The following is a 23,284-nucleotide window of genomic DNA, read 5'->3' as shown; positions in this document are numbered from 1 at the left end:
CATGGCCGGCTTCAACGAAGGCGCGGCGCCGATCGAACTCGTCGAGGTGCAGGAGGAAGTCGACCTGGACGTTTCGTTCCTCTCCGGCGAGCTCGCGCAGGCGCAGGGCGAGAACGTTCGACTCGAGAGAAGCGGGGGTGAGCGCAGACATAGGGTGCACCTCCAGTACACCCTTCGTAGCACGCGATTTTCAGGGCTCCGGAGACGCTCCAGGCTCGTGTCTGCGCGGCTTTCTCCACGGCGCCCTCGTCGAGGCACTCCGGCGGTCGGCGCGCCTGCCACGCGCGAGGCGCGTGCGCGAGAGCGGTCTTCCGCGCCGACTCCTATTCCGGACCACGATCGAGGCGAGAAGGCGTCAATGGGAAATGTCTCACCCACCGCATCTGGGACGTCTTGCCTCGTCGCGAGAAGAGCCGCGGCACCGGCCGGCACTACCGCTGGCGATAGTTGTCACCCAAGGTGAACACGGTCGACCTCGAGCCGCGGAAACGCCTTCGAGAAGTCCGCGCGCACCCCGCGCGAAGTCACGCCGTCGCTGCGCCCGGTTCGACACGACGAGACGCTCGCCTGCTCCGCCGCCTTCCCGCGTTCATCGGGGGTCGAGCACGAGCGCGTGCGCCGACCCCGTCGATGCCCCGAATCCGCCATGCGCACGGAAGCCGTGGTCGAAACACCCGCCGCTCGTCCGGCGAGTACCCGCACTTGTGACGAATGATGAGACGGAAGCAGTACGCCTCGGCGCGCGTCGCTGCGGTTGCCCGCCTCGGCTCCGGTCTCCGTCGCCTCGCGGCGCTCAGCGGCCGAGCGCGTCGAGCAGCTTCCCCCAGATCCCCCCGAACGCGCCGTTCGACATGGCGACCACCGCGTCGCCCGTGCGGCTCGCCGCGGCGATCGCGGGGACCATCTCGTCGACGCTCGCGAAGGCGCGGGCCGGCTTGCCGGCAGCGGAGAGGTCGCGGACGAGGGCGTCCACGTCGAGCCGCTCGCTCTCCGGTACGCGGTCCGTCGGCGCGGGCCGGAGCAGGAACACCTCGGCGGCGTCCGCCCAGGTGTCCTTCGAGGCGTACTCGCGCTGGTGCAGGTTCCGGCGGCTCGTGTTGGAGCGCGGCTCGAACGCGGCGAGGAGGCGCGCGCCGGGGTAGGCGCCGCGGATCGCCGCGAGCGTCTTCTGCACGGCGCGCGGGTGATGGGCGAAGTCGTCGATCACCGTGACGCCGCCCGCCTTGCCGCGCACCTCCTGGCGGCGCTTCACGCCGTGGAAGGCGCCGAGGCCGGCGGCGATCTCCGCGGGGGAGAGCCCGAGGGCGGTGGCGGCCGCGGCCACGCCGAGCGCGTTCTCGACGTTGTGGGCGCCGCCCACCGGGAGCAGCACCTCGGCGAGCGCGTCCCCCTTGCGCACGAGCGTGAACCGCGCCCCGTCGGGCGAGAGGGCGAGCCCGCGCGCCTCCCAGTCCGCCCCCGGGCGATCGACCGAGTAGGTCTCCACGCGGCACCGCGCGCCGCGCGCGATGCGGAGCACGCTCTCGTAGCTCGCGCAGGCGGCGAGGAACCCGTCCGCCGGGAGGATCTCGACGAAGCGCTCGAACGCGCTCTCGTAGTGCGCCTCGTCGCGGTAGATGTCGGCGTGGTCGAGCTCGCAGCTCGTGAAGATCGCGGTGCGCGGGCGGTAGTGGAGGAACTTGGGGCCCTTGTCGAAGTAGGCCGTGTCGTACTCGTCCCCCTCGACCGCGAAGTGCGGGCCCGCGCCGAGCCGGTAGTTCGAGTCGAAGTCTCGCGTCACCCCGCCCACGAGGAAGGAGGGGTCGCGCCCGGCGTGGTGCAGGAGGAAGCCCATCATCGCCGAGGTGGTGGTCTTCCCGTGCGTGCCCACCACCACCACGCCGTGCCGCGGGCCGATGAACGCCTCGCCGAGCGCCTGCGGGAACGAGACGTGGGGCAGCGCGCGCTCGCGCATCGCCGCGGCCTCGGGGTTCACGCTGCGGACGACGTTGCCGACCACGACGAGGTCCGGGCGCGCGCGGTCGAGGTTGCCCGGGTCGTAGGGCGTCATCACCTCGATGCCCCAGCGCTCGAGCTGCGTGGACATGGGCGGGTAGACGTTCTCGTCCGAGCCCGTCACCGCGTACCCCGCCGCCTTGAGCATCCCCGCGAACGAGCCCATGCCGGTGCCCGCCACGCCGATGAGGTGGATGCGCTTCACCTGCGACCAGTCGATCACGCTGCGGCTCTCCTTGAACGACACCCCGACCTCGATCCCCACCCCGACCTCGACCTCGACCCGACCTCGACCCCGACGCCCTCTACCCGATCCCCAGCCCCTCCGCCACCGCGTCATGGAACCGGCGGCGCAGCTCGCGGATTCGCGTCTTGTCCGACTTTCCGGAGGGGTGGACGTGGTTCGTGAGCAGGGCGCAGACCACGCCCGCGTCGAGGTCGATCCAGAGCGAGCAGCCGGTGTAGCCGAGGTGCCCGATGGCGCCGCGGGGGCCGCGCCCGAGGCGGCTGCCGATCGCCGGCGCCGCCCCGCTCGGAGTGTCCCAGCCGAGGGCGCGCGCGCTGCCAGGGGTCGTGCGGTCGCGACGGGCGAACTCCCGGGCGGCGTCGCAAGGGATGGGGCCGCGCCCGCCCGACAGCGCGTCGAGCCACGCCTGGCCGAGCGCGGCGACGTCGGCCGCGGTGGAGAAGACGCCCGCGTGGCCGGCCACTCCGCCCATGGCCCAGGCGTTGTCGTCGTTCACCGTGCCGCACAGGTCCTCGCGCCGGGGGGCGCTCCGTCCCGTCGGGACGAAGACCCGGCCGGCGGCGGGTGCGGGACGGGCGGCGTCGAGGAAGCCCATCGATGCGAGGCCCAGCGGGCCGAACACGCGCCGCTCGGCGAGCCCGGCGAGCGGCGTCCCGGCGAGCGCCTCGATCGCGAGGCCCAGCGCGATGAAGCCGGGATCGCCGTACACGGCCCGCGCGCCGGGCGGCGCCTCCAGCGCCTCGGCGAGGACGAGCTCCCGCACGATGGCGCGGCCCCGGACCGCCGCCGCGGCGAGGAGCGGCGGCGGAGGCCGCTCGCGGGGGGGCAGGAAAGCCTGGCCCGCGACCGGATCCCGCGCGGCGTGCTCGAAGTAGGGCCGCCACTCCGGGAGCCCGCTCGCGTGCGAGAGCAGGTGGCGCGCGGTGACCGCGCCCTTGCCGGCCGCCTCGAAGCCAGGGAGCGTCTCCGCGACGGGTACGTCGAGCCGGAGCGCCCCCGCGCCCGCGAGCTGCGCCGCGAGCGTGGTCGTCGCCATCACCTTGGTGAGCGAGGCGACGTCGAAGAGATCGTCGGCCCGCAGGGCGCGGGAGCCCGGCCCGTCGAGCGCGCCGTGGCAGCTCGCGTGCACGCGCCGGCCCTCGGCGATCACCACGGCCGACAGCGCTCCCGCGACGCCCTCGCGATGGCCGGCCTCGAGCACGCCCGCGACGGGCGCGAGCACCGCGGTCACGCGGCGCCCCCCCCGTCCGTCCAGCCGTCGAAGACGAGCCGCGGCGCGCCGCCCTCGCCAAGCGCCGGGGCGACGAGCGTGGCCCGCGCGCCGAGCGGGAGCGCGAAGTTCGCGTCCTCGTGCCCGGCGGGGAGCCCCTCGATGGCGGGGACGCCGAGCGCGAGGATCGCCTCCCGGACCACGTCGGCGCCGTGCGCGTTGGCGTCGTCGCAGCCGGTGAGCTGGCCCACGGCGATCCCGGCGACGCCGCGGAGCGCGCCGGCGAGGGCGAGGTGCGTGAGGTAGCGGTCGAGCCGGTAGGGCTTCTCGGCCACGTCCTCGAGGAAGAGGATCGCGCCCTCGAGGCGCGGCGCGTAGGGGGTGCCGGCGAGGTGCGAGAGGAGTGTGAGGGAGCCGCCGAGGAGCGGGCCGGAGGCGCGCCCGGGCCGCACGGTGGCGCGCCCCACGAGCCCCGCGCCCGGCGCGGGCGGCGCGCTCCCGGCGGGCGGCGCGCTCCGGCGGAGCAGCGCCTCGAGGTGCTGGAGCGCCTCCTCGGGCAGCCGCGGGAGCTGGGTCACGCCCGGCCCGTGCACGGTCGCGAGGCCTGCGCGGTTCAGGAGCGCGTGCAGCGCCGTGATGTCGGAGAAGCCCACGAGGAGCTTCGGGCGGGCGAGGAGCGGCGCCGGGTCGATCGCCGGGAGGATGCGCAGGGCCCCGTAGCCGCCGCGCGCGCAGACGATCGCGCGCGCCTCGGGATCGGCGACCGCCTCGCGCCACTCCTCCGCGCGGCGCGCGTCGTCGCCGGCGAGGTAGCGCCAGCGCGCCGCCACGTCGGCGCGCATGCGCGGCCGCAGCCCGAGCCGCGCGGAGAGCACGGTGAGCCCGCGCTCGAACGGATCCGGGTCGAACGAGCTCGACGGGGCGATGACGCGGACGACGTCTCCGGGACGCAGCGCGGGGGGGAGGATCACGGCGCTCCGAGGATAACCGCGTGCGGAGGTCCGGTCGAGACGGCGCGCCGCGCCGCGTCACGAGGTTGTGAGCGGCCTCCCAGGGGCGGCGCGACGATCGCCCCCCACTCGGGACCGGCTTTCGCTACCCTGCTCTGAGAATTCTTTTCGGCTACACCCATGGACACCCCCCGCTCTCCGGCGGTCCGCCGCGGGCCGGCGCCCGGGAGCAAAAGGAGTCGCGTCATGAAGAACCCGCAGGAGCTCGAGGGTGAGGTCTTCTCCCCTTCCGCCGAGGTCGTCGCCCAGGCCCGCGTGAAGGACTGGGAGGCGCTCGCGCGCCGCGCCGCCGACGATCTCGAGGGCTTCTGGGCCGCCGAGGCCGAGGAGCTCGAGTGGTACCGCAAGTGGGACAAGGTCCTCGATCAGTCCGAGCGGCCGTTCTTCAAGTGGTTCAAGGGCGCCCAGACGAACATCGTCCACAACTGCCTGGATCGACACCAGCGCACCTGGCGAAAGAACAAGCTCTCGCTCGTGTGGGTCGGCGAGAAGGGCGAGGTCCGCACCTACTCGTACTTCGCGCTGAACCGCGACGTCTCGAAGTTCGCGAACGTCCTCAAGGCCATGGGGGTGAAGAAGGGCGATCGCGTCACGATCTACATGCCGCGCATCCCCGAGATCGTCATCGCGATGCTGGCGGCCGCCAAGATCGGGGCGATCCACTCGGTGGTCTACGGCGGGTTCTCGGTCGACGCGCTGCAGGGGCGCATCGAGGACTCCGAGTCGAAGGTCGTCGTGACCGCCGACGGCGGGTTCATGAACGGCAAGGTCGTCGAGCTCAAGAAGACCGTCGACGACGCGGTCCGGCGCTGCCCCACCGTGGAGACGGTCATCGTCGTGCAGCGCACCGGGCACGAGGTGCGGATGGAGCCGGGGCGCGACTACTGGTACCACGAGCTCATGAAGCTCCCCCTCGCCACGGGCCACTGCCCGACCGAGGTGATGGAGTCGTCCGACCCGCTCTACGTGCTCTACACCTCCGGCACGACCGGCAAGCCCAAGGGGCTCATCCACGGGCACGGCGGCTACATGGTCGGGATCTACTCGACGCTCAAGTACGTCTTCGACGTGAAGGACGAGGACCGCTACTGGTGCGCCGCGGATCCGGGCTGGGTCACGGGCCACAGCTACATCGTGTACGGGCCGCTGCTCATGGGCGCGACGACGTTCATCTACGAGGGCGCGCCGACCTACCCGTACCCGAACCGCTGGTGGTCGCTCGTCGAGAAGTACGGGATCACGATCCTCTACACCGCGCCGACCGCCATCCGCGGCCTGATGCGCTTCGGTGAGTCCTGGCCGAACCGCCACGATCTCTCCACGCTGCGGATCCTGGGATCGGTCGGCGAGCCGATCAACCCCGAGGCGTGGAAGTGGTACCACCGCGTCATCGGGAAGGGCCGCTGCCCGATCATGGACACCTGGTGGCAGACCGAGACCGGGATGTTCCAGATCACCCCGGTCCCGTCGCTCCCGCTCAAGCCGGGCTCCGCCGCGAAGCCGTTCTTCGGGCAGGAGGCGTCCATCCTCGACGAGCAGGGCAAGGCCGTCGCCGACGGCGAGGAGGGCTTCCTCGTCCTCGAGAAGCCCTGGCCCGCGATGGCGATGACCATCTACCGGGACCCGGAGCGCTTCGTGCGCACGTACTGGGGCAAGTACCCCGGCAAGTACATGGCGGGCGACTCCGCCAAGCGCGATCGCGACGGGTACTTCTGGGTGATCGGCCGCACCGACGACGTCATCAAGGTGTCGGGCTACCGGCTCGGCACCGCGGAGATCGAGAGCGCGCTCGTCTCCCACCCGGCCGTCGCGGAGGCGGCCGTGATCGGGCTGCCCCACGAGGTGAAGGGACAGGCGATCCACGGCTACTGCCTGCTGCGCCAGGGCTTCAAGGCGAGCCCGGAGCTCGAGGACGAGGTGAAGAACCACGTCGCCCAGCACCTCGGCCCCATCGTGCGGCCCGAGAAGGTGATCTTCGTCGACGCGCTGCCGAAGACCCGCTCCGGCAAGATCATGCGCCGCGTGCTGAAGGCCCGCGCGCAGGGCCTCCCGGAAGGTGACGTGTCGACCCTGGAGGAGTGAGGAAGTTTCGGGCGGCGCCCGGCCGGACGATGGGGGATACTCGCGCGCCGATGCCGTTCCGCGCACCGCTCTGGAAGAGACCCCGCGCGCAGCTCATCGCGCTGACGGCGGTGGTCTGGGCGCTCGTCCTCGCGATCTTCCTGATCGCGTGGCCGGTGCTCCTGCCCTTCGTGCTCGCGGCGCTCGCGGCCTACGTGCTCGATCCGCTCATCTCGCGGCTCTCGCGCACGCGCGTCGCCGGGCGCCCCGTCCCGCGCTGGACCGCGGTGCTCGTGGTGTACGCCGCGCTCGGAGCGCTCGCCTACCTCGCGGGCGTCTCGATCCTGCCGCAGATCTACCGCGAGGCGGTCCGCGGCCTCGTCGAGCTGCGCGACTTCCTCGCGAGCATCACGCCCGAGAAGATCGAGGGCTGGGTGCGCAGCATGGACGCGTTCCTCGAGCGCTACGGGATCCCCGTCGACGTGCTGCCCTACGAGGGGACGCGCCAGGGGGCGCGCTTCTCGGTGGACCTCGCGGCGGGGATCGCCGACGCGCTGCACCACGCCAGCGAGGGCATGCGCGGGCGCGTCGGCGACGTGGTCTCGTTCTCGCGCCTCGTCATCGCGGGCACCATCCAGACGCTGTTCTTCTGCATCCTGCTCTTCATGCTCACCGCGTTCATCTCGATGGACGCGCCGCGCATCGTGCGGTTCTTCGAGTCCCTCGTGCCGCGCAACCTGCGCGACGACTTCCGGCGGCTCCTGCGCGGCATCGACTCGGGCCTCTCCGGCGTTGTGCGCGGCCAGCTCACGATCATGGTCGTGAACGGCACGCTCACGCTCGTCGGCCTCCTGCTCATCCCCGTGCCGTTCGCGTTCGCGCTCGCCGCCCTCGCGACCGTCCTCTACGTGGTCCCGATCTTCGGCACGATCCTCTCCTCGGTCCCGATCGTGCTGCTCGCCCTCACCGCGGGCGGCCTCTCGAAGGCCGCGCTGGCGCTCGGGTGGATCCTCGTCATCCACGCGCTCGAGGCGTACGTCCTGAACCCCAAGATCATGGGGGACGCCTCCAAGATCCACCCCGTGCTCATCGTCCTCGCGCTCGTCATCGGCGAGCGCACCTGGGGGCTCGTCGGCGCGCTGCTCGCGGTCCCCGTGGCGAGCGTGTTCGTCGCGATCTTCAGGTTCCTGCACCGCAAGCTGGCGGAGCTCGACGCTCGCGCCGCCGAGGCTCGCGCGGTGCCCGCAGCGACCCCGCAGGACGCGACGCTCGAAGCGCCGCACACGAAAGGAAGCTCCACATGAAGAAGTCACTCGCCCTGCTCGCCGCGCTCTCGCTCGCGGCCTCCGCGCACGCCCAGACCGGCAAGGCGGCCGAGAAGAAGCCCGCCCCTGCCCCGGCCCCGGCCGCCGGCGCGCAGAAGGAGAGCCCGGCGGACACCGAGAAGACGCTCTACTCGGTCGGCCTCGCGGTCGCGAACAGCCTGCAGGTGTTCGCCCTCTCCCCCGCCGAGCTCGAGATCGTCATGAAGGGCATCCGCGACGGCGCCACGGGCAAGGCGAAGACGGACCTCGATCCCAAGACGGGGCAGGCGGTGAACGACTTCGCCCGCGCGCGCATGGAGAAGGCGAACGCGGCCGCGTCCGCGAAGGAGAAGGAGTCCGGCCCGGCGTTCCTCGCCAAGGCCGCGGGCGAGAAGGGCGCCATCAAGACGGCGTCCGGCGCGATCGTCCTCCCCATCAAGGAGGGCACGGGCGCGACCCCGACCGCCGCCGACAAGGTGAAGGTCCACTACACGGGCACGCTCGTGAACGGGAAGGTGTTCGACAGCTCGGTGCAGCGCGGCCAGCCGGCGGAGTTCCCGCTCGGCGGCGTCATCAAGTGCTGGACGGAGGGGCTCCAGAAGATGAAGGTCGGCGGCAAGGCCAAGCTCGTGTGCCCGTCCGACATCGCCTACGGCGCCCAGGGCCGCCCGCCGGTCATCCCGGGCAACGCGGTCCTCACGTTCGAGATCGAGCTCCTGGATATCGTCAAGTAGCGGGGGCTTGGGCATTTGAACGGGGGCTGCCGCCCCCGCCCCGTCGACGGCTGACCGCCGTCGCCGGGGGCCCCACCCCTGCTCGGCGGGGCCCGTGAACCTGCGCGCCCGCTTCGCGGGTGCGCGCAGGTTCCCCGCCGGAGGGGCTTCGCCCCTCCCGCGCTTCGCGCGGGGCCCTCCCACGGTAGCGGCCGTTGTGCCCCGCGGGGGCGCCTCTGCCGCATGGCTCGCGTTGGGCGTGAACGGGGCTTCCGTCCGGCGTTACGGTTCTTCGACATGGCCGACGAACTCATCCTCTACGGCACCGACAGCTGGACGAGCCCCTACGCGTTCTCCGCGTTCGTCACCCTGAAGGAGAAGGGCGTGCCGTTCCGGATGGAGCTCCTGTCGCTCGAGCGGCGGGAGCACCAGCGCCCCGAGTACGCCGACGCGTCGATCACCGGGCGGGTGCCGGCGCTGCGGCACGGGGACTTCTGGCTCGCCGAGTCGTCGGCGATCGACGAGTACGTGGACGAGGCGTTCGGCCCGCCGGCGTATCCCCGGCTCTACCCTGCCGACCCCCGCGCCCGCGCGAAGGTCCGCATGATCCAGGCGCTCGTCCGGAGCGACCTCGGGGCGCTGCGCGCCGAGCGGCCGACCTCGACCTTCTTCTCGGGTGAGCCCGCGAAGCCCCTCACGGCGGTCGGGCGCGCCGACGCCGAGCGGCTCGTCCGCATGGCGGACCGCGCGCTGCCGGCCGGAGCGTCGTTCCTCACCGGCGCGTTCACGCCCGCGGACGCCGACCTCGCGCTCATGCTCCAGCGCCTCGCGGCGAACCACGACCCCTGCCCGGAGCGGCTCGCCGACTACGCGCGCGCCATCTTCGCCCGCCCCTCCGTCCGCGAGTGGCTCGGGCACACGCGCTGGAAGGACCGGGCCTGAGCGGCGCACGACCCCCGAGGCCCCCAACCGGCGCGCGTCCGCGCGCGCCGCAGCCCCCATGATTCGAGCATGGCCTCCGACGATCCCCACGGGTACGCCACGCTCCTCTCCGGCTACCGGACCGCGATCCTGACGACGCGCGGCGCGGAGGACGGCCACCTCCACGCCCGCCCCATGGCGATGCGCCAGCAGGTGCGCGGCGAGGAGATCTGGTTCGCGACCTCGGTCGCGTCGAGCAAGTGCAAGGACCTCGAGGCCGACGCCCGCTGCGCGCTCGCGTTCTTCGACGCCGCCGACGGGACGACGGTCTCGGTGTCCGGCCGGGGAGAGGTGCTGAAGGACAAGAAGCTCGCGCAGGAGCTCTGGGATCCGTCGTGGGTGCGCTGGTTCCCCGAGGGGCCGGAGCAGCGCGAGCTCGCGCTCCTGCGGGTCATCCCCGAGCACGTCGAGCGGTGCGACGGCCGGACCGGGAAGCTCGAGGTGCTGTTCAGCGCGCCGCGGCGGCGCTGACGGCGCCCGCGCCGCGGGTCAGGACTTCGTCGCCGCCCTCAGGAACGTCGCGAGCTCGTTCAGCGCGCGCGCCTCGCGGTCGACCTCGCGCGTCGAGGCGAGCGTGTCGTCGGTGGCGTGGGCGATCTCGTTCATCGCCTTCAGCACCTGCTCGATCGCGCCCTCCTGCTGCTGCGCGACGCGCGCGATCTCCCGCGCCGCGCGGGACGACTCCGAGAGGGCGGTCGCGAGCCCGCGGATCGTCTCGGCGGTGCGGATCGCGGCGGAGGCGCCGAGCTGGGCGTGCGCGATGCCCCCCTCCGCGGCGCTCACCGCGTCGAGCATCGCCCGGTGCACGTCCGCGAGGGTCTGGCGCGCCTGGGCGGCGGCGCTGCGGGTCTCGGCGCCCTGGCGGCGCAGCCGCTCGGCCACGTCCCCGAGCCCCTCCGCGCCGGGGGCGCGCGCCGCGATGCCGGCGGCCCCGTCCGCGAGCCGCTCGGAGCGGTCCGCCACGTCGCGCAGGAGATCGCCGAGGTCGTAGACGTCGCGCATCCGCGCGTCGAGCGCCTCGATCTGCCGCGACAGGCCGCGGACCTCCTCGGCGAGCCGCAGGAGCTCCGCGCCGGAGGCCTCCGCCTGCGCGAGGCCCTGCGCGCTCTGGCGCTCCGCCTGGACGGCGAGGCCGATCACCGTCTCCGCGGTGAGCGCCGCGGAGCTGGCGCTCTGGGAGAGCTGGCTCATCGCGGAGGTGGTCTCGCGGACGCTCGCGGCCGCCCCGGAGCTCGTCCGGGTGAACGCCGCGACGTTCCCGAGCAGCCCCTGCGCCGCGTGGAAGAGCTCCTTCGCCGTCCGATCGAAGCTCTCGCGGCGCGCCTGCTCCAGCCGCACGATCTCGTCGCTCTGGCGCACGATCTCCGCGCTCTGGCGGAGGAGCTCGCCGCGCTGCCGCTCCACGAGCCTGCCGACCGCGCCGAGGACGAAGGGCGTCGTGTCCATGAGCCAGAGCAGCGGCTGGTGCAGGTGGGTGTGGACGAGCGCGCCGGGCGTGAGCGTGCCGAGGTGGCGATACGCCTCGACGAGCGTCGCCACCACGGGCAGCCCCACGCCGATGAGGGCACCGAACCAGTCGTAGCCGAGCCGCTTCATGTCGCCGCCGTCCCCCTCGTCCCGGGTGCCGCCGGATTGTGCTGCAACGCCCTCCGCCCCGCCACACTCCCGGCCGGCCGACCGCGCGCCGCGACGTCGCACCTCCGCGGTCCGCGTGGCACGGTCGGGCCCGCGCCGTCGGTCCGCTCGGGGCAGCGCGGACGGGGATGCTATCCTCCGCGCGGACCATGCGCCCGCTCGCCCTCTCGTTCCGCCAGAAGATCGTGGCCCCGTCGCTCATCGCGGCCGTCGCGACCCTGCTCGCCACCGTGGTCTCCTCCCGGCTCTCCTCGTCGGCCGCGGACGAGCTCCGGCGCGTGGAGACCCGGGAGTTCCCCACGCTCCAGCTCTTCCAGGACCTGGAGACGAGCCTCGCGCGGGTGCAGCGGCAGCTCGAGGAGGCGTCGGAGCAGCGCGACCCGAACTCGCTCGAGGCGGCCGACGTGCTCCAGGAGGACCTCCTCGCGCGGCTCGCCGCCGCGCCGACGCGGTCCGTGGACGACGATCGCGCGGCGATGCTCGTGGACGGGCTCCAGGGCTGGTACGGCGCGGCCCGGGAGCGCGCGGCGGCGCGCGTGCGGGCCACGACCGCGCCGGCCGACGACGCGACGGCGCGCGCGGCGTCGGCCCGCTTCCTCGCCGTGAAGGACGCGCTCGCGGCCGAGACGCAGCGGGCGCGGCAGGCGATGGCGAGCGGGTTCCAGGCGGCGCGGGACCTGCAGCGCCGCGCCATCGTGGTGAGCGCGGCGATCCTGCTCGCGGCGGCCGTCGGCTCCGCCGTGCTCGCCTGGGTGCTCGCCTGGCGCCTCTCCCGCCCGGTGATGGCGCTCAACCGCGCCGCGCTCCGCATCGCCGACGGCGACCTCACGCACGACATCGACCTGCGCACCGGCGACGAGATCGGGACGCTCGCCTTCAGCTTCCGGCGCATGAACGACCGGCTCCGCCAGATCGTCGCCGCGCTCAAGCGCTCGTCCACCGAGCTCGGGGGCGCCGCGGAGCGGCTCGCGGAGCACGCCCGCGCGCAGAACGCGATCCTCGAGCGCCAGGCGGCGGGCGTCTCGGAGACGAGCGCGACGACGCGGGAGCTCGAGCAGACCTCCGCCGTCGCGGCGAGCCGCGCCGCCTCCGTGCTCGACGTCGCCCGGCGCGCGGCGGAGCTGTCGAGCGAGGGGCAGTCCGCCGCCGAGGTGAGCGTGGAGGGCTTGCACCGGATCCAGGCGGCGGTCGGGGAGATCCTCGGCCGGTCGTCGCGCCTCCTCGATCAGACGCAGCAGGTGAGCGACATCGTGGAGACCGTCCGCGACCTGTCGGTGCAGTCGCACGTGCTCTCGATGAACGCCTCTATCGAGGCGGCGCGCGCCGGCGAGGCGGGCAAGGGGTTCGGCGTGGTCGCCGCCGAGGTGCGCGCCCTCGCCGAGCAGTCGGGCCAGAGCGCGGGCCGCATCGCCCGGATCGTCGAGGACATCGTGGGCGCGGTGCGGGCGACGCTCGACACGACCGAGAGCGGGACGCGCGGCATGGAGAGCTCGGTCGCGCGGATCCGCGCCTCCGGGGACAGCCTGCGCGAGATCGGGGCGTTCGTGCGGGAGACGAGCGACGCGGCGCTGCAGATCGCGACCGCGGTCCAGCAGCAGTCACAGGGGGTCGCGCAGATCGCCGGCGCGATGCGGGACCTCGACCGCGGGATGGAGGAGACGGTCGCGCGCGTGCAGCTGCTGCAGGGCGCCGCGCAGGAGCTGACCGCGACCGCGGCGCGCATCTCGGCGATCGCCGACGGGTTCCGGGTCTAGGGGCACCGTCCGCCGTCCGGGGCAGCCCGCGCCGCGGCGCCGCGCCGGTCCGCCCTGGCGCCGGCGGCCGGCGCGCGGTACGAAAGCCTCCGCCCATGACCACCGCCGCCGCCACCCCGGGCGAGGCCCCCCTCGCCGCGCTCCTCCCGTCGCCGGGCGAGACCCTCGCTCCCGACGCCGTGCTCGACCGCTTCGTCTCGTGGGTGGGCGCCACCGGCCTCACGCTGTACCCGCACCAGGAGGAGGCGATCCTCCAGCTCCTCGACGAGCGCCACCTCGTCCTCAACACGCCCACCGGCTCGGGCAAGTCGCTCGTCGCGACGTTCCTGCACTTCCAGGCGATGGCCGAGGGGAAGCGGTCCTTCTACACCTGCCCGATCAAGGCGCTCGTCAACGAGAAGTTCTTCGACCTGTGCCGGCTGTTCGGCCCGGACAACGTGGGGATGATGACGGGCGACGGCGCGGTGAACCGCGACGCGCCCATCGTCTGCTGCACCGCCGAGATCCTCATGAACCTCGCGGTGCGCGAGGCCGGCCCCCGCGTGGACGCGGTCGTCATGGACGAGTTCCACTACTACGGCGATCGGGAGCGCGGCGTCGCCTGGCAGGTGCCGCTGCTCGCGCTCGAGGACACGCGCTTCCTCCTCATGTCCGCGACGCTCGGCGACACGCGCGCGATCGAGGAGTCGCTCCGGCAGGTGACGGGGCGCGAGGTGGCGGCGGTGCGCCACGCGGCGCGGCCGGTGCCGCTGGAGTACGAGTACCGGGAGACGCCGCTGCACGAGACGCTGGAGGCGCTCGTCACGGCGAACCGCGCCCCCATCTACCTCGTCAACTTCACGCAGCGCGCCGCGGCCGAGCAGGCGCAGAACCTCATGAGCGCGAACTTCTCCTCGAAGGAGGAGAAGGCGCGCATCGCCGCGATGCTGGAGGGCGTGCGCTTCGACTCGCCCTACGGCAAGGACCTGCAGCGCTTCCTCCGGCACGGCATCGGGCTCCACCACGCGGGGCTCCTCCCCAAGTACCGGCTCCTCGTCGAGAAGCTCGCCCAGGGCGGGCTCCTCAAGGTCGTCTCGGGGACCGACACCCTCGGCATGGGCGTGAACATCCCCATCCGCACAGTGCTGTTCACCCAGCTCTGCAAGTTCGACGGGCAGAAGACGGGGATCCTCTCGGCGCGCGACTTCCACCAGATCGCCGGGCGCGCGGGGCGCAAGGGGTTCGACGAGCGCGGCTTCGTGGTGGCGCAGGCGCCCGAGCACGTCATCGAGAACAAGAAGCTCGCCGAGAAGGCCGCCGCCGGCAAGAAGGTGGTGAAGAAGCAGCCGCCGACGAAGGGCTACGTCCACTTCGACAGGAGCACCTTCGAGAAGCTCATCCAGAAGGAGCCGGAGCCGCTCGAGAGCCGGTTCGATCCGACCTTCGGCCTCCTCGTGAACCTCCTGCAGAGCGAGACCTCGCGGGTCGGCGGCGGCTACGGCCGCCTCGTCGCGCTCATCGGGCGCTCGCACGGGAACGACCACGTCCGCGCGAAGCACCGCCGGCTCGCGGCGCAGCGCTTCCGCACGCTCCGCGGGGCGGGGCTCGTGGAGGTCCGCCGCGTCGACGGCTACCGGGGCGCCTACGTGCGCCCCTCGCGCGGCCTGCAGAAGGACTTCTCGCTCTTCCACACGCTCGCGCTCTACCTGCTCGACACGCTGCCGCGCATCCCCGCCGAGCGCGAGACCTACGCCCTCGACGTGCTCTCGACGGTCGAGTCGATCCTGGAGGACCCGGACGTCATCCTGTGGAAGCAGCTCGACAGGGCGCGGGGCGAGGCCATCGCCGAGATGAAGGCGAAGGGGATGGAGTACGACGAGCGGATGGCGGAGCTCGAGAAGGTCGAGTACCCGAAGCCGAACCGCGACTTCGTCTACGCGACCTTCAACGAGTTCGCCGCGAAGCACCCCTGGGTCGGGCAGGAGAACATCCGCCCGAAGTCGGTCGCGCGAGAGATGGTCGAGCGGTTCATGACCTTCGGCGACTACGTGCGCGAGTACGAGCTGCAGCGCTCCGAGGGCCTCGTGCTGCGCTACCTCTCGGAGGCCTACAAGACGCTCGTGCAGACCGTCCCGGAGACCTACCGGGACGACGCGCTCCTGGACGTCATCGCCTTCCTGCGCGCCACCGTCCGCGGCGTCGACTCCTCGCTCATCGACGAGTGGGAGCGGATGCGCGACCCGGCATACCAGGCGCGGGTGGTCGACGCGCGCGCCGCCGTCGCGGAGACGCTCGGGCCGCCGCCGATCTGGGCCGACCCGCGCGCGTTCGCCGCGCGGATCCGCACCGAGCTGCACGCGCTGCTCGTCGCGCTCGCCCGCAAGGACGCCGCGGCCGCCGTCGCCGCGCTCGCGCCGGGCGGCGACCTCACGCCGGCCCGCCTCGAGGAGGCGATGGCGCCGTACTGGGCCGAGCACGAGCGGATCGACACGACCCCGGCCGCGCGCCGCCCGCACAACACGTTCGTGAAGGAGCTCGGGCCGCGGCGCTGGGAGGCGGTCCAGCGGATCGTGGACGAGCAGGGAGAGGTCGACTGGATGATCCAGTGCGAGATCGACCTCACCTCGCCGCGGGACCCGGACCTGCCGCTCCTGTCGCTCCAGCGCGTGGGGGCGTGACGGGCGGAGCTACGGCCGGAACAGCTCGGGCGGGAAGGACGCGGGGAACTCGACGCGGGAGAGCACCGTCTCCCCGGTCGTCTTGCCGTTCGCCCAGTTCTCCTCGTGGAACGGCACGAGCACTCCGTCCACCGTGCGGAAGTCCGAGTAGGTCGTGATGAACTCGACGGGCGCCGACCCGGCCCCGCTCCCCCGCGAGCGCAGGATCCGGCCGGAGTCGGGGTCGATGGCCGCCTCGACGACGACCCCCGGCGCGAGCTCGAGCGCGAGCACCCGCAGCTCCTTGCCGCCGAGCGCGAGGGTGCCGCGCGCCGAGACCTGGGCGCCCGGCGCGGCGAGCAGCGCGGGCAGGTCCATGCGCGCCGCCTGCAGGATCATCGAGGTGAGGAGCGGCCCCGTGACCTCCTGCCCGCGACGCCACCCGCGCCCGCCGTCGAGGACGCGGATCTCCGCGTCCTGCGCGTCGCCGAACGCCACCTCGACGCGCAGGCGGGCGGGGCGCGCGTAGGCGCGGCCGATGCGGCCCGGCGCGCCGGGGTGGAGGAGCGAGGTCACCGTCCCCTCGTGCACGCTCCGCGCGGCGCGCGCGAGGGCGGCCTCGCCGCCGTAGGCCTCGACGCAGCGCCGGACGAGCGCCGCCACCTCGCGCGGGAGCGCGCCGCCCTTCGCGGGCGGGGAGCGCACGGCCGCCGGGGGGACGGGCCGGGCCCTCGCCACCGGTGCGGCGAGCGCGGCGGCGAGCAGGAGGGCGAGCGGGAGCGTGCGCACGGGGTTCCTCGGGGCGGGAGGGGGCGGGAGTGTCGCCCGACGGGCGGGGCGAACGCAAACGGTGGCCGGGCCCGGGGCGGAGGCGCACCGTTCACGGGTGACCGAGCTCCTCGGCTGGCTCAGCTCCCTCGTCCTCGTCGCGACCCTCGCGAAGCAGGTGCACAAGCAGTGGAAGGAGGGATCGAGCGAGGGCGTCTCGCGCTGGCTCTTCGTGGGCCAGATCGCCGCCTCGACCGGCTTCACGCTCTACAGCGCGCTCGTCGGCAACCCGGTGTTCGTCGCGACGAACGCCGTCCTCCTCGCGAGCGCGGTGGTGGGGCTCGTCATCGTCCTCCGCCACCGGCGCCGCGATCGTCGGGCGCGGGCTCGGGGTACGTCACCTGGCGCCCCTCGATCCGCGCGAACGGCGTGAGCCGGTGCGGCCGCGTCCGCCCGCGCCCGACGATGTGCTGGACGACGACGCCGCGCGCGAGCAGCGCGTCGGCGATGAGGGAGCGGTGGCAGCGCCACGGGACCGCCTCCGCGCACAGGATCGCGACGGGCCCCCCGCGGGCCACCGTGCGGAGCTGGACGAGCCCCTCCTCGAACTCGGGCGTCGCCATGTGGTCGGCGTAGCCGCGGAAGCTCGCGTTCCTCCACCCCGCGTTGGGCGAGTCCTTGCGCGCGCGCCGGAGGCCGCCGAGCGCGGGCAGGTGCTCGTAGCCGATGCCCGCGGCGGCGAGCGCGCGCGCGAGCGCCGGCCCCTCGTACTGCGGGTTCGCGCGCGAGCGCGGGATGGTCCGGACGTCGGCCACCGTGACGACGTCCGCGCCCCGGAGCAGCTCGACGAGCTCCGCGATCGGTCGCGTGGAGTGGCCGATGGCGAGGACCTGGGCCTTCCCCCACCCCGGGGCGGCCCGCTGCCGGCGTTCGCGTTCCTCCTCCATGCGACGCCATCTCATGGGTGGAGTGGGGTCCTGCGTCCAGCCCGCGACGGGGCCTCCTCGCGCTCCCTCTCCCCTCACCCACGGACGGCCCGAGCTCCGGAACCCTCCACGCGGAGAACGGCTCCAACGCACCCATGACCTCCCAGCCCGACCCCGTCATCGAGATCGAGCCCCGCGCCCTGGAGACGCTCCGCGCGCTCGCCAGCACGGGCGAGCACGCGCAGTACGTCCGGATCCACGTCGGCCATGGCTGAGGGGGCGTGAGCTTCAACCTGTCTCTGGACGAGACGGCCGACCCGCAGCGCGACGTGGTGATCGAGGAGGACGGGATCCGGTTCCTGGCGGAGGCGCGCCAGCGGGAGCTCGTGGACGGGCTCCGCATCGAGATCCAGCGCGTCTTCGGGCGCGAAGGGCTCGTCGCCTTCAACCCCCGGCTGGAGCCGGGCGGCTGCTGACGAGCCGCCCGCCCCTGCGCCGCTCCGCGGCCGGGGGAGGCGGACGCTCCGCTCCCACCAGGTCCCAGGGGAGCCGATGATTGACAACCACCCGGCCTCGGCCGCATAAGTTCCCGCCGATGCTGGGCAAACGCAACGAAGCGAAGCGATGGCCGCGCGGGCAGAAGTTCACGCTCTCCCCGGAGGGCGCGGACGCCGAGGCCGCGTACCGCAACGTCGTCGCGGAGGCGCGCTCGAGCGGCCGGGCCGCGCTCGACGCCGCGCTCGCGGCGTGGGCAGGGCCGCATCGCGTGGCGCCGGCGGACGGGATCGTGCTCGCGGAGCTCCGCGGCAAGCGGCTCGGCGTCCCGGATCTCGTCCGCGAGCTCGAGGCGGCGGGCATCGCCGCCGACGAGGTGCGCGCCTCGCTCGAGCGGCTCGTCGCCGCGGGGGTCGTGGCGCCGATCCCGCTCGCGTCGCAGCTCGGCAACTGAGGTCGAGCCGCGAGCGCCGCGCGCTCTCACCTCGCGCCCGCGGCCGCTCGCGCGCCGCAGGCCGTCCTTCAGTCCCATCCCCGCCGCGTGGCCTTCCGCTCGCCGCGCCGCTTCTTCTCGGCGATGCGCCGCTCCTTGGAGCCGCGCGTCGGCTTCGTCGGCCGGCGCGGCTTCGGGCGGTGAGCGAGCGCGCCGAGCCGCTCTCGCAGCCGCGCGAGCGCCGCCGCGCGGTTCTGCAGCTGGCTGCGCCGCTCCGTCGCGGTGACCGTCACGCCGGTGGGGCGGTGGACGAGGCGCACCGCGCTCTCGGTCTTGTTGCGGTGCTGACCGCCGGGGCCGCTGCCCACGAAGAACGCCTCCTCGCACTCGGCGAGCAGCGCCTCGTCGGGGAGCGCGCCGGCGCGGCGGGCGGCGGCGCGGAGCTCGTCGGATGTCACGCGGTCCTCCGGTTCGGTCGTGCGGAGCCTACGCGCGGTCGGGCCCGACGTGGAGCCCGAACACGCCGCTCGGCCGAGGTGCGCGTGCGCACCGCTCGCCGCAGGATGTCCCACCTGTCGGCGAAGGGGGCGAGGGAGCGCACGGTTGACCGGGCGGAGAGTAGCCGCGATCATCCGCCGCACCCTCATGTCCGTCGCGCACCCCCGGAAGGTAGCCGTCACGATCGTCGCCCTCGTCGCGGCGACCGCCGGCCTGATGCTCTACAAGGTCCGCGCGCTCGGCTACTCGCTCGCGGACGTCCTGCCGGTGCGGCAGTACGAGGTCACGTACGCGCTGCGGCTCGACGGGCACGGCGGGGACGTGCGCGTGCGGACGTTCCTCCCCGCGAGCGACGCGCGGCAGACGATCTCCGACGAGCGGACCGAGTCCGCCGGCTTCCACCTCTCGCAGGTGTTCGACGGCCCGAACCGCGTGGCGACCTGGGTCGGCGCGCAGGTGCCGGACGGCGCGGAGATCCGGCAGACCGTCAAGATCGTGCCGCGGCGCGTCTCGTACCGCATCCCCGCCGAGCTCGCCGTGCCATCCTCCTATCCTCCCTCGACCGCGGCGGCGCTCCGCCCGGAGAAGGAGATCCAGGTGGACGCGCCGGAGATCGCGGCCACCCTCGCCCGCATCGGGGCGGACCGCGGGACCGTGATGGAGCGGCTGCGGCGGATCCACGACTACACCCACGGGCTCACGACCCGGCCGTTCAAGGGGACCACCGACGCGCTCACCGCGCTCCGCCTCGGCGAGGCGAGCTGCAACGGCAAGAGCCGCCTGTTCGTCGCGCTCGCGCGCGCGACCGGCATCCCCGCGCGCCTCGTGGGCGGCCTCATCCTCGAGCCCGGCGTGAAGCGCACCTCGCACCAGTGGGTCGAGGCGTACGTGTCCGGCCACTGGATCCCGTTCTGCCCGACGAACGACCACTTCGCCGAGCTGCCCGAGCGCTACCTCTCCCTGTACTACGGCGACGAGGTCCTGTTCCGGCACACCTCGGACGTGAACTTCGACTACCGGTTCGACACGCGCACGCAGCTCGTGCCGTCGCCGCGCGCGAAGGCCTCCTTCACCTTCCTCGACGTGTGGGGCCTGTTCGATCGCCTGAAGCTGCCGTTCAGCCTGCTCCGGACGATCCTCATGCTCCCCATCGGCGCGCTCCTCACCGTGCTGTTCCGGAACGTCGTCGGCATGCCCACGTTCGGCACGTTCCTGCCGGCGCTCCTCGCGGCCGCGGCGGGGGAGACCGGCGCGGGCTACGGCGCGCTCGCGGTGCTCATCGTGGTCGCGGCGGTCGCCACCGCGCGCTGGGCCGTCGCGCGGCTCGAGCTCCTCCACTCGCCCACGCTCGCGATCCTCCTCTCCGCGGTGGTGGTCACGCTCGTCGGCACCTCGATGCTCGCGGAGCGGCTGGGCGTCGCGGGGCTCACCCACATCACGATGTTTCCGCTCGCGGTGCTCGCCATCTGCGCGGAGCGCTTCTACCTGTCGCTCACCGAGCACGGCCCGCGCGCGGCGGGCAAGGAGCTCGGGGGCACGCTCGTGGTGATGCTCGCCTGCTACGTGGTGATGAACTCGCTCGCGCTGCAGGTGCTCGTCATCGGCTTCCCCGAGGTGCTGCTGCTCGCGGTCGCCGCGAACGTGTACCTCGGGCGCTGGGTGGGGATGCGCCTCAGCGAGTACCGCCGGTTCCGCGGGCTCCTGACCGGAGGCGCGCCGTGAGCCTCCTCGCCGCGGCGCGCGGCCGCGTGCGCGCGCTCCTCGCCCGCCGCGAGGCGGTCTACGGCATCAACCGCCGCAACCTCGTCCTCGTCTACCCGAACAACGACCGGCGCGACTACCCGCTCGCCGACGACAAGCTCCTCGCGAAGGAGCGGTTCGCGGAGGCGGGCGTGCCGGTCCCGGAGACGCTCGCGGTGTGCGACGGGCTCTTCTCCGTCCCCGGGGTCGTCGAGGCGCTGCGCGGCCGGTCGCGGTTCGTCGTGAAGCCGGCCAACGGCTCGGGCGGCGGTGGGATCCTCGTCGCGGGCGAGTGGCTCCCCGACGCCGGCGGCTGGCGCCGCGCCGGCGGCGCGCTCCTCACCCCGCACGCGCTCGCGCGGCACCTCGCCGACGTGGTCTTCGGGGTCCACTCGAACCAGCTCGAGGACCGCGCCTTCGTCGAGCGCCGCGTCGACCCGCACGACGTGTTCGCCGCGCTCTGGGCCGACGGGCTCTGCGACGTGCGCGTCATCACCCTGCGCGGCGAGCCGGTGCTCTCGATGATCCGGGTCCCCACCGCCGAGTCGGGCGGTCGCGCGAACCTGCACCAGGGCGGGCTCGGCATCGCGGTGGAGCTCGAGACGGGCCGCACCTCCCGCGCGCTCCACCACGGGCGCGCCGTGGAGCGCCACCCGGAGTCGGGGGCGCCGCTCGTCGGGATCGCCCTGCCTCGCTGGCCGGAGATCCTCGACGTCGCGCGCCGGGCCGCGCGGGCCGTGCCGCTCGGCTACCTCGGCGTGGACGTGGTCGTCGACCGCGAGCGCGGCCCGCTCGTCCTCGAGATCAACGCCCGCCCGGGCCTCGAGATCCAGAACGTGACCGGCGTCGCGCTCGGGGACGCGCTCGCGGGGCTCCCCGCGGTGGTCGAGGTCCCCGGCGCGCTCGCCGCGAGCGGGAGCGCCGCATGAACCGCCTCGTCCTCGACCGCCTCTGGCCCATGCTCCTGTTCCTCGGCGTGCTGCTCGCGGGCGCGCTCGCGCTCGAGGGGTTCGCGGCGCGCCGCGGCAACGACCCGCTCGTCATCTCCATCGCCGGCGACGAGGAGTCGCTCGGGGACGAGGGCGACGCGCCCGCCGCGCCCGCCGCGGCCGGGGAGGAGGGGCCGGTCTCGGAGGCCCACGCCCGCGCCCGGCGCGCCGCACGCCGGGGCGAGAAGCCGGAGGCGCTGAAGCTCTACGAGGCCGCCCTCGCCGAGAGCCCCGGCTCCGCCGCCGTGGAGGAGGAGCTCGGCGCGGTGCTCCTCGCCGCGGGCGACGCGGCGACGGCGCTCCCGCACCTGGTGCGGGCGGAGCAGCTCGGGCCGGGCCCGCAGCGCGCGCTCCGCGTCGGGCTCGCCCGCGCGCGCCTCGACGACCTGGACGGCGCCGAGCGCGATCTCCGTCGCGCGCTCGCGCTCCGGCCCACGGGCGAGGCGCGCATCGCGCTCGGGAACCTGCTCCGCCGCCGGGGAGATCCCGTCGGCGCCGTCGCCATCCTCGCGCCCGCCGCCCAGTCCGGCTCGAACGAGGACCGCGCCCGCGCGCTCGTGGCGCTCGGCACGGCCGAGCTCGCGGCCGGCCGGCGGGAGGACGCCGAGCGGCGCTTCGCGAAGGCCATCGAGTACGCGCCGGCGAGCGCGGAGATCCTGCTCGGCACCGCGCGCGCCTGGCTCGGCACCGGCTCCGCCCCGGACGTGCGACGCGCCGTGCAGGTGCTCCTCCGGGCCGCCGAGGTGGCGCCGGACCTCGCCGCGGTCCACTCCCTGCTCGGGCGCGCGCACGAGCGGGCCGACGAGACGGCGGCGGCGCTCGAGTCGTACGACCGCGCCCTCCGGCTCGACCCCACCCAGCGCTACGCCCGCCGCCGCCTGCTGCGGCTCGCGCTCCAGTCGCGCGACTTCTCCCGCGCGCGCCACGAGGCGGACCGGCTCGTCGCCGACGCGCCCGCGGAGCCGGAGCATCACTTCCTCGCGGCGCTCGTCGCGGATCGCGACGGCCGCGACGACGACGCGCGCAAGGCGTACCGCAAGGCCATCGAGGTCGCGAAGGGCGACTACCCGGAGGCCTACCTGAACCTGGGCGTGCTCGAGAAGCGCGCCGGGGACGCCGCCGCGGCGCGCGCCGCGTACGGCGAGGCCCTGCGCCTGCGCCCCGCCTACGGCGCCGCCTGGGTGAACCTCGGCAAGCTCGAGGAGGCGGGCGGCGATCGCGCCGCGGGGGAGGCGGCCTACCGCAAGGCGATCGCGCTCGACGAGAAGTACGCGCCCGCGTGGCTCGCGCTCGGGCAGCTCCAGTCCGAGGCGGGGAGGTTCGACGAGGCGCGGTCCTCGCTCGGGCGCGCGCTCGCGGCGCGCCCGGGGTACGACGCCGCGCAGCTCTCCCTCGGCGTCGCGGCGGCGCGCGCCGGGAAGCCGGACGAGGCGATCGCCGCGTACCAGGCGCTGCTCGCCCGCTCGCCGCGCAGCGTGTCGGCGCTCTACGACCTCGCCCTCGTGCTCGGGACCGTCTCCCGCCGCGACGAGGCGCGCGACGCCCTCGCGCGCGCGCTCGCCATCGACCCCGCCCATGCCCCCTCGCTGCGCGCGCTCGCCGAGCTGCACCTCGACGCCGGCCGGCTCGCGGAGGCGCGGAAGGCGTTCGAGGAGCTCCTCGACCTCGTCCCCGGCGATCTCGAGGCGCGCGCCGGCCTCGCGGAGCTCACGGCCCGCCAGGGCGACCGCGCCGCCTGCGAGCGCACCGCGCGACGGCTCCTCGCCGAGGCCCCGAAGGACCCGGCCGTGCAGGGCCTCCTTTCACGATGCGCGGGCACGGGCGCCCCCGGCCCGCACCTCGCCACCCCCACCACCGCCGTCGCGCCCTAGCGCCCCACCGAGGAGCTC

20 protein-coding genes and 1 pseudogene are annotated in these 23,284 nt (G+C 74.3%); 13 read left to right on the top strand and 8 right to left on the bottom strand.

What is annotated here, in order from left to right; genetic code table 11:
* The 4 genes and pseudogenes from MNZ29_RS10250 to MNZ29_RS10235 form a co-directional block, all read right to left on the bottom strand.
* Nucleotides 1-151 (bottom strand): annotated as a pseudogene (locus MNZ29_RS10250) (HNH endonuclease); the annotation flags it as partial.
* A 642-nt stretch (nt 152-793) separates the two neighbouring features.
* Nucleotides 794-2,218 carry a UDP-N-acetylmuramate:L-alanyl-gamma-D-glutamyl-meso-diaminopimelate ligase gene (gene mpl, locus MNZ29_RS10245; protein WP_242355082.1) on the bottom strand — a complete coding sequence of 475 codons (1,425 nt, stop codon included), beginning with the start codon at nt 2,216-2,218 and terminating at the stop codon, nt 794-796.
* Nucleotides 2,219-2,300: 82 nt separating this feature from the next.
* On the bottom strand, nt 2,301-3,473 hold the full coding sequence (locus MNZ29_RS10240; protein WP_242355080.1) for a serine hydrolase: 1,173 nt from the start codon (nt 3,471-3,473) through the stop codon (nt 2,301-2,303).
* Complete coding sequence (locus MNZ29_RS10235; RefSeq protein WP_242355078.1) at nt 3,470-4,423, bottom strand: LD-carboxypeptidase; 954 nt, start codon at nt 4,421-4,423, stop codon at nt 3,470-3,472. The genes MNZ29_RS10240 and MNZ29_RS10235 overlap by 4 nt, the downstream gene beginning before the upstream one ends.
* Before the next feature lie 225 nt (nt 4,424-4,648).
* On the opposite strand from MNZ29_RS10235, the gene acs reads away from it, so the two are divergent.
* The 5 genes from acs (at nt 4,649) to MNZ29_RS10210 (ending at nt 9,992) form a co-directional block, all read left to right on the top strand.
* A complete protein-coding gene (gene acs / locus MNZ29_RS10230) occupies nt 4,649-6,544 on the top strand; it encodes an acetate--CoA ligase (protein WP_242355076.1) in 1,896 nt (631 codons plus the stop codon).
* Between the two features lie 50 nt (nt 6,545-6,594).
* Nucleotides 6,595-7,827, top strand: coding sequence for an AI-2E family transporter (locus MNZ29_RS10225; protein ID WP_242339955.1), 1,233 nt, complete (start codon nt 6,595-6,597; stop codon nt 7,825-7,827).
* Nucleotides 7,824-8,561 (top strand): FKBP-type peptidyl-prolyl cis-trans isomerase, encoded by a 738-nt coding sequence (locus tag MNZ29_RS10220; protein ID WP_242339954.1) that lies wholly within the window; start codon nt 7,824-7,826, stop codon nt 8,559-8,561. The genes MNZ29_RS10225 and MNZ29_RS10220 overlap by 4 nt, the downstream gene beginning before the upstream one ends.
* Nucleotides 8,562-8,837: 276 nt before the next feature.
* Nucleotides 8,838-9,482, top strand: coding sequence for a glutathione transferase (gene yfcF, locus MNZ29_RS10215; protein WP_242339953.1), 645 nt, complete (start codon nt 8,838-8,840; stop codon nt 9,480-9,482).
* A gap of 69 nt (nt 9,483-9,551) precedes the next feature.
* Entirely contained in the window at nt 9,552-9,992 is a 441-nt protein-coding gene (locus MNZ29_RS10210; RefSeq protein ID WP_242339952.1) for a pyridoxamine 5'-phosphate oxidase family protein, read from the top strand.
* Between the two features lie 18 nt (nt 9,993-10,010).
* Here MNZ29_RS10210 and MNZ29_RS10205 read toward each other — a convergent pair whose 3' ends face one another.
* Nucleotides 10,011-11,117 (bottom strand): methyl-accepting chemotaxis protein, encoded by a 1,107-nt coding sequence (locus MNZ29_RS10205; RefSeq protein WP_242355074.1) that lies wholly within the window; start codon nt 11,115-11,117, stop codon nt 10,011-10,013.
* Between the two features lie 188 nt (nt 11,118-11,305).
* Here MNZ29_RS10205 and MNZ29_RS10200 point away from each other — a divergent pair, with 188 nt between their 5' ends.
* Nucleotides 11,306-12,910 carry a methyl-accepting chemotaxis protein gene (locus MNZ29_RS10200; RefSeq protein WP_242339950.1) on the top strand — a complete coding sequence of 535 codons (1,605 nt, stop codon included), beginning with the start codon at nt 11,306-11,308 and terminating at the stop codon, nt 12,908-12,910.
* Between the two features lie 95 nt (nt 12,911-13,005).
* Entirely contained in the window at nt 13,006-15,567 is a 2,562-nt protein-coding gene (locus MNZ29_RS10195; RefSeq protein WP_242339949.1) for an RNA helicase, read from the top strand.
* Nucleotides 15,568-15,576: 9 nt separating this feature from the next.
* On the opposite strand, the gene MNZ29_RS10190 is transcribed toward MNZ29_RS10195, so the two are convergent.
* On the bottom strand, nt 15,577-16,335 hold the full coding sequence (locus MNZ29_RS10190; protein WP_242339948.1) for a DUF4292 domain-containing protein: 759 nt from the start codon (nt 16,333-16,335) through the stop codon (nt 15,577-15,579).
* A 97-nt stretch (nt 16,336-16,432) separates the two neighbouring features.
* Here MNZ29_RS10190 and MNZ29_RS10185 point away from each other — a divergent pair, with 97 nt between their 5' ends.
* A complete protein-coding gene (locus MNZ29_RS10185) occupies nt 16,433-16,747 on the top strand; it encodes a hypothetical protein (RefSeq protein ID WP_242339947.1) in 315 nt (104 codons plus the stop codon).
* Here the strand turns inward: MNZ29_RS10185 and MNZ29_RS10180 are convergent.
* Entirely contained in the window at nt 16,659-17,261 is a 603-nt protein-coding gene (locus MNZ29_RS10180) for a DUF488 family protein (protein WP_242339946.1), read from the bottom strand. The genes MNZ29_RS10185 and MNZ29_RS10180 overlap by 89 nt on opposite strands.
* 260 nt (nt 17,262-17,521) lie before the next feature.
* Between MNZ29_RS10180 and MNZ29_RS10175 the strand changes: the two genes are divergently transcribed.
* Both MNZ29_RS10175 and MNZ29_RS10170 read left to right on the top strand, forming a co-directional pair.
* On the top strand, nt 17,522-17,716 hold the full coding sequence (locus MNZ29_RS10175) for a hypothetical protein (RefSeq protein WP_242355072.1): 195 nt from the start codon (nt 17,522-17,524) through the stop codon (nt 17,714-17,716).
* 119 nt (nt 17,717-17,835) lie between these two features.
* Nucleotides 17,836-18,189, top strand: coding sequence for a hypothetical protein (locus tag MNZ29_RS10170; protein ID WP_242339944.1), 354 nt, complete (start codon nt 17,836-17,838; stop codon nt 18,187-18,189).
* Nucleotides 18,190-18,257: 68 nt separating this feature from the next.
* Here MNZ29_RS10170 and MNZ29_RS10165 read toward each other — a convergent pair whose 3' ends face one another.
* The gene (locus MNZ29_RS10165; protein ID WP_242355069.1) at nt 18,258-18,626 is read right to left on the bottom strand and encodes a peptide chain release factor-like protein; all 369 of its coding nucleotides are present in this window, start codon (nt 18,624-18,626) and stop codon (nt 18,258-18,260) included.
* A 187-nt stretch (nt 18,627-18,813) separates the two neighbouring features.
* Here MNZ29_RS10165 and MNZ29_RS10160 point away from each other — a divergent pair, with 187 nt between their 5' ends.
* From MNZ29_RS10160 to MNZ29_RS10150, 3 genes are read left to right on the top strand one after another with little or no spacing between them, the layout of a single operon-like run.
* Nucleotides 18,814-20,388 (top strand): 7TM domain-containing protein, encoded by a 1,575-nt coding sequence (locus MNZ29_RS10160; RefSeq protein ID WP_242355067.1) that lies wholly within the window; start codon nt 18,814-18,816, stop codon nt 20,386-20,388.
* Nucleotides 20,385-21,335 (top strand): sugar-transfer associated ATP-grasp domain-containing protein, encoded by a 951-nt coding sequence (locus MNZ29_RS10155; RefSeq protein WP_242339941.1) that lies wholly within the window; start codon nt 20,385-20,387, stop codon nt 21,333-21,335. Before MNZ29_RS10160 ends, MNZ29_RS10155 begins: the two co-directional genes overlap by 4 nt.
* Complete coding sequence (locus tag MNZ29_RS10150) at nt 21,332-23,266, top strand: tetratricopeptide repeat protein (protein ID WP_242339940.1); 1,935 nt, start codon at nt 21,332-21,334, stop codon at nt 23,264-23,266. The genes MNZ29_RS10155 and MNZ29_RS10150 overlap by 4 nt, the downstream gene beginning before the upstream one ends.
* Nucleotides 23,267-23,284: the final 18 nt, after the last annotated feature.

Origin of the sequence: Anaeromyxobacter sp. SG64 (genome assembly GCF_022690745.1) — a bacterium.
In the GTDB taxonomy this organism is placed as follows: domain Bacteria; phylum Myxococcota; class Myxococcia; order Myxococcales; family Anaeromyxobacteraceae; genus Anaeromyxobacter; species Anaeromyxobacter soli.
Note: the sequence above shows the minus strand (reverse complement) of the source record. Positions and strands in the feature narration are given on the sequence as shown.